Raw genomic sequence first — 5731 nt, 5'->3', positions numbered from 1 at the left:
GAAGATATAATCGCATCAGTCCAGCATCGGTTTTCGGAAAGAAATCACGGCCAATCTCCTGTAAGGCAAATCCGGCTGCTGTGATGATCACAATGCCAATCAGCGGGGCGATGACAATATGCCGTTGCAGGCGACCAATGGTATTTTGCAGATGCTGCTGGCCATTGTGCAGGTGTTGTTCCAGGGCAAGATGTAAATGCACCAATGGGTTTCTGGATTGTCTGGTTAAGGTTTTTTCATTGGTCAGTAATAATTTGGCCAGTGTTGGCACGACCGTCCGTGACAATAGATATGAGGCGGCCAGACAGGCAATCACCACAATCGCCATCGGCTGAAAGATAAAGCCGGCGACACCGGTTAATAAAAATATCGGTGAAAACACAATACAGGTGGAAAGGGTTGAAACAAATTCCGGGAAGGCGACTTCACTGGCACTGGTCAGAATGGCACGGCTGGGTTCCATGCCATCGGCCAGATGCCGTTTGATATTTTCAATTTCCACCAAGGCGTTATCGACCAGAATGCCAATTGCTAAGGCCAGACCACCAAGGCTCATCAGATTCAGGGTGTTACCGGTGAGGTTCAATACAAATACCGCGGTCAGCAATGACAGGGGTATTGAGGTCAGAACAATCAGCGTGGCGCGTGATGATCCTAAAAACAACAGGACCATGAGTGCGACCAGTGATCCGACGATAAGAATTTCCATTTCAATATGATGCAGTGCGGTGCTGACAAACACCGACTGATCAAAAATAGGTGAAATGGTAATACCCTCAGGTGCGGCGGCCTGAATGGAAGGCAAACGTTCCATCAGTTCGTTGATAATATCCACGGTAGAGGCGCCGCCCAGTTTAATCAAAGACACCATAACGGCGTTTTGGCCATTTACCCGGGCGATATTGGTCTGCAATGCTGTGCCATCACGTACATCGGCCACATCGCGCAGTAATATCAACTCGCCGTTTCGGGCCCGGATAGGTAAGTCCTCAAAATCGGCGACCGCCTGAGGACTGGCATTAACCGTAATCTGCAGCTCATTCTGTGCTTCACGAATGCTGCCTGATGGCAGCGTCAGGTTCTGTTCATTAATTGCGCGAGTGACATCGTTGGCTGTTAATCCCTGGGCAAACAAGGCTTCCGGATCCAGATCCACCATAATCTGACGGGTTGCACCGCCATAAGGCAGTGTCATCCGAATACCATTAATCGATTGCACCATGCCGCGTAACTGTAAACGGGCAAAGTCAGCCAGTTGGCCATCGGTCAGAGTGTCGGAAGACATGACCAGCTGGATAATTGGTGTGCTGGACTGATTATATTCTGAGACCAGTGGCGGAGAGGTGCCTTCCGGCATGCGCCGTCGAATGGTTTGCGAAACGCCGGTTACCTGGGCCATTGCATTGGCAATATCGACTTCGGGATGAAAATCGATATGAATCACCGAGGTGCCATTCAATGTTTGTGAGCGGATTTCCCTGAGATTATCGACATTATTCATAATCGCCACTTCACTGAAAGTGGTGATTTTCGAGGCCATTTCATTCGTGTTGAGACCGTTGTATGTCCACACAACTTTTATAGAAGGTATATTGACGCTGGGGAGCACATCGACTGGTAATTTAAGATAACTGATCAGCCCGGCGGCAAAAATCAGCAGGCTTAAGGCGGCAACAGAATAAGGTCGGGTTAGAGCATAGCGCACCAGCCACATAAATAGCTTCTCTTGTTATTAATATGGAATAACTGATTGCAGCGACGTTACGCAACCAGTTTTATGCCGCGTAGAGTGCAGCGATAAAATTAAGACAATGTTAACGTTGTCTTAATTCAGTTAAACGAACATGTTGTTTTTATTCTGGATATCGACCGATGTATGTTTTGATTGTGGAAGACGATGCATTAATGGGGGAAGGCATACAGACCGGTCTCACAGCATTGGGTATTCAGGCGGAATGGGTGATGAACGCCGGTGGTGCAGAAACGGCGATGTCGACCGCCAGTTTTGATGCTGTGGTATTGGACTTGGGGCTTCCGGATGAAGATGGGATGCAGTTGCTGAGTCGCTGGCGTGAAAGAGGCAATACTTTACCGGTGTTGATTTTGACGGCACGTGATGCAGTACCGGACAGAGTCAGTGGATTACAGGCCGGGGCCGATGACTATATGAGTAAGCCCTTTGATTTAACCGAACTGGTTGCCCGATTACATTCATTAAGCCGTCGGGCTGCAGGGCGTGCCACGCAGACCATCCAACATGGCAGTCTGCAGTTTGATCCAGCAACGTTGCAGGTTACCCTGAATAACAAACCATTGAATTTATCCCGCCGGGAAATCACTGTGTTGGAAACCCTGTTGCAACATCCGGGCAGAGTGGTCACTGCCGCACAGTTACAAGACAGACTTTATGGTTGGGCTGAGGGCATTGAAAGTAATGCGGTTGCAGTGCATATCCATAATCTGCGTCGTAAATTGGGCGATGAGTGGATCGAGACCGTCCGTGGTATGGGCTATCGGTTGGGGGGTGTCAATGAATCAGGCTAAAGCCAAAGATTATCTGCGCTGGCAGTTATTGTGGCGTATTGGAATTTCGGTATTGCTGATGTGGCTGTTGCTGGCACCATGGCTGTTGCTGAGCGTGCAGAAAGAAATGCAGAACACATTGGATAACCGGCTTGCCGCTTCAGCCAAAATGCTGATGTCCCTGATGTCGCAATATGATTTGGATCCACTGGTAAACGGTACTCAGCGCAGTCCGCTGTTTGATCAGACGGACAATCTGGATTTGCCGGCCACCCTGGCGTGTAAAGTGGCTAATGTGGCGGGCGATATTATTGCCGTATCACATGATGCTCCGGAAAGCGTGCTGACCACCACACAGCAAGGCTATCAGAATCGGATGCAGGATGGTGAACCGTGGCGTGTTTTTAATTTATCGCAAGCGGGGTTGACCATTACCACGGCTGAGCGTCTGGAAACCCGGGATACTCTGATGCGTTCGGTGGTTATTGCTGCCGGATTACCCTTTTTTCTGAGTTTGGCTGGTACTTTGGCAGTCGTCTGGTTTGGCATTCTGCATGGCTTTAAACCTTTGCATAGTCTGAGTGAGAGTATGGCGCGACGCAATACTGAGGATTTAACGTCTCTGGTATGGGAACAGCGTCCGGCTGAAGTCCGCCCTCTGGTCGATGAAATAAACCGTTTATTACAGCGTATGCAGCAGTCTTTATTGCGTGAGCGCCGGTTCACCGGCGATGTGGCTCATGAGTTACGAACGCCTTTGGCCGGAATCAAAACCCAGTTACAAGTCGCCCGTTTAACAGACGGTGGCAAAGCCATGCATGCCTTATTGCAGGCTGAAAAAGCGACTGACAGGTTGCAACGTACACTGGATCAATTGTTATTACTGGCCAGAGTAGAGGGTGATGGTCAATTAACCGAAACAGCACGTTTACCGGTTGCTGAAATTAACAATATGGCGCTAAGTGATGTGCAGCATCTTGCCAAGCAACATCAAGTGACCTTGCGCTTCAATGATGACGTAGATGAGAAAATTCAGGCATCCGCTATTTTACTCTCGGCGGCATTACGCAATCTGCTCGAAAATGCCATTCGCCATGCACCGGAAAATAGTGTGGTGACACTTTCTGCCACCGAGCAGCAAGGTCAGTTGCACTGGACGGTAGAAGATGAAGGGCCCGGTGTTTCGGAAAAGTTGCTTTCAGAGCTAACCCGACGCTTTGTACATGGACACCAAAACAGTGGAAGCGGTTTGGGGCTGGCCATTGTGGATGCTATTGTCAGACGATTTAAAGGTGAGTTACATATTAAAAACGGCGTGGCAAAAGGATTATTGGTGACCATCAGTATTCCTCTGCAATCCGGCGTTTAGACATCAGTGAGAGTATCAGGAAAACGTATGCGGATTGGGGTGCTGAAAGAAATCAAAACTCAGGAACACCGGGTCGGACTGACGCCTGCTGGTGTACGGGAACTATGCGCTGATGGCAATGAAGTTTGGGTTGAGCATTCTGCCGGTAAGGCAATTGGTTTTACCGATGCGGATTACCAACAGGCCGGTGCCAATATTGCCGAAAATGCAGCAGCCGTCTTCGCCAGGGCGACGCTGATAATCAAAGTCAAAGAACCTCAGCCAGCCGAAATCGAACAGCTAACTTCTGAACACACCTTGTTCACTTATCTGCATCTTGCACCGGATCGATTACAAACAGCGGCTTTACAACATTCCGGAGCGACCTGCATTGCCTACGAGACAGTAACCGATAACCAGGGAGGCTTACCGTTATTGGCCCCGATGAGTGAAGTGGCGGGACGCATGGCGATTCAGGCGGGCTCCCAGGCATTACTGATCCATGAAGGAGGCTTAGGTATTTTACCGGCAGGCGTTCCCGGTGTTGCCCCAGCCAATATTGTGATTATAGGCGGTGGCGTGGTCGGTGTTAATGCTGCCCGCATGGCAATGGGGATCGGTGCGGATGTCACTGTATTGGATAACTCACTGACTAAATTACAGCAATTGGATCTGCAATTTGGCCCGCGGTTGAAAACCTTATATTCCAATGCAGAGGCCATTGATAGTGTCGTACAACATGCTGATATGGTGATTGGTGCCGTGTTACTGCCGGGGGCCACAGCACCCAAAATCATTGAATACCGGCATCTTGAAATGATGAAAACCGGCAGCGTGCTGGTGGATGTCTCGATTGATCAGGGAGGCTGTTTCGCTTCTTCCCGTCCGACAACGCACGATCAACCAACCTATATCGAACAGGGCATCGTGCATTATTGCGTAGCCAATATGCCTGGCGCTGTTGCCCGAACCTCCACGCTGGCACTCACCAACGCTACGTTACCGTATATTCGGAATCTGGCCCGTCAGGGGGGTAAAGCCGCTTTTTTAGCGGACCGCCATTTGCTTAACGGACTGAATATTTATCAGGGTAAAATTACGCATCAAGCCGTTGCTGACGCGCAGGGTGAAGCCTATTCTGATCCATTTTTGTTAATGAGTTCTGCCTGATCATCCCAGATACGTTGCCAGACCCAATACAATCCATTTATCGCATTACGGGGCATCGATAATTGTTTTGGTGGCAATGTAATGACTTCATCATTTTCAATTCTGGCCAGTTGAAAACGGAAAAAATACGCTGGCTCCATCCCCATCCTCAAATCGGTTGCCAAAATAATGTTTTCCAGCTGCTGCAACTTGAAATTATTCTGAGTAAACCAGTCTAGCCGTTCGAGATCAGATTGATCCGGTAGCAGACCTTTCAGTTCGCTGCCTCGCTCATACTGGGTAAATCTAAACGCTGCATCACCATCAAATACTGAACGAAATGCTTCGTAATAGACAGCTTCATCAATCACGACAATGCGCCATAACAAGGTGTTTAAAGGGGCAGGGGTGATTTTAATATGCTGATATTCAATTTGCTGTTCTGCTAAAGCCTGTTGAGTTTGCCTGGTTACCCAGTGTTGGGCTCCCAGACTCCAGCCGAGATAAGCCGTAGTAAGGATCAGAGCACCCAGCATGATGAAATGGCTTAGCCGGTTTTGGGCGGCAATTAAAATCGCCAGAAATCCTGCAACGAGTGGCAGGCTATATATCGGGTCAATGATAAATATACTGCCAATAGAGACAGGCGGAGGCATAAAGGGCCAGAATAGCTGGGTCCCGTAAACCGTCATTGCATCCAGTCCACTGTGT

The 5731-nt window shown here is 49.1% G+C and carries 5 protein-coding genes; 3 read left to right on the top strand and 2 right to left on the bottom strand.

Annotation, left to right across the window (positions count from 1 at the left end; genetic code table 11):
- A partial coding sequence (locus tag B3O33_RS12815) for an efflux RND transporter permease subunit (RefSeq protein ID WP_292363771.1) occupies positions 1–1714 on the bottom strand: 1714 nt, incomplete at its 3' end.
- A gap of 158 nt (positions 1715–1872) precedes the next feature.
- Between B3O33_RS12815 and B3O33_RS12810 the strand changes: the two genes are divergently transcribed.
- Genes B3O33_RS12810 through ald form a run of 3 tightly spaced genes read left to right on the top strand, consistent with a single transcriptional unit; the run spans position 1873 to position 5041 of the window.
- Entirely contained in the window at positions 1873–2544 is a 672-nt protein-coding gene (locus tag B3O33_RS12810) for a response regulator (RefSeq protein WP_292359102.1), read from the top strand.
- Positions 2531–3892 carry an ATP-binding protein gene (locus tag B3O33_RS12805; protein ID WP_292359103.1) on the top strand — a complete coding sequence of 454 codons (1362 nt, stop codon included), beginning with the start codon at positions 2531–2533 and terminating at the stop codon, positions 3890–3892. Before B3O33_RS12810 ends, B3O33_RS12805 begins: the two co-directional genes overlap by 14 nt.
- Positions 3893–3919: 27 nt before the next feature.
- On the top strand, positions 3920–5041 hold the full coding sequence (ald, locus tag B3O33_RS12800) for an alanine dehydrogenase (protein WP_292359105.1): 1122 nt from the start codon (positions 3920–3922) through the stop codon (positions 5039–5041).
- Here the strand turns inward: ald and B3O33_RS12795 are convergent.
- Positions 5005–5731, bottom strand: a 727-nt coding sequence (locus B3O33_RS12795) for a metal-dependent hydrolase (RefSeq protein ID WP_292363770.1), incomplete at its 5' end; no start/stop codon positions are given. The genes ald and B3O33_RS12795 overlap by 37 nt on opposite strands.

Origin of the sequence: Methylophaga sp. UBA1464 (assembly GCF_002325665.1) — a bacterium.
GTDB lineage: Bacteria > Pseudomonadota > Gammaproteobacteria > Nitrosococcales > Methylophagaceae > Methylophaga.
This window is presented reverse-complemented; position numbering and strand designations above follow the sequence as displayed.

Bases quoted from the DNA above. Each gene is read 5' to 3' on its own strand.
- B3O33_RS12810 (WP_292359102.1), top strand. From the start codon at position 1,873: ATGTATGTTTTGATTGTGGAAGACGATGCATTAATGGGGGAAGGCATA.
- B3O33_RS12805 (WP_292359103.1), top strand. From the start codon at position 2,531: ATGAATCAGGCTAAAGCCAAAGATTATCTGCGCTGGCAGTTATTGTGG.
- ald (WP_292359105.1), top strand. From the start codon at position 3,920: ATGCGGATTGGGGTGCTGAAAGAAATCAAAACTCAGGAACACCGGGTC.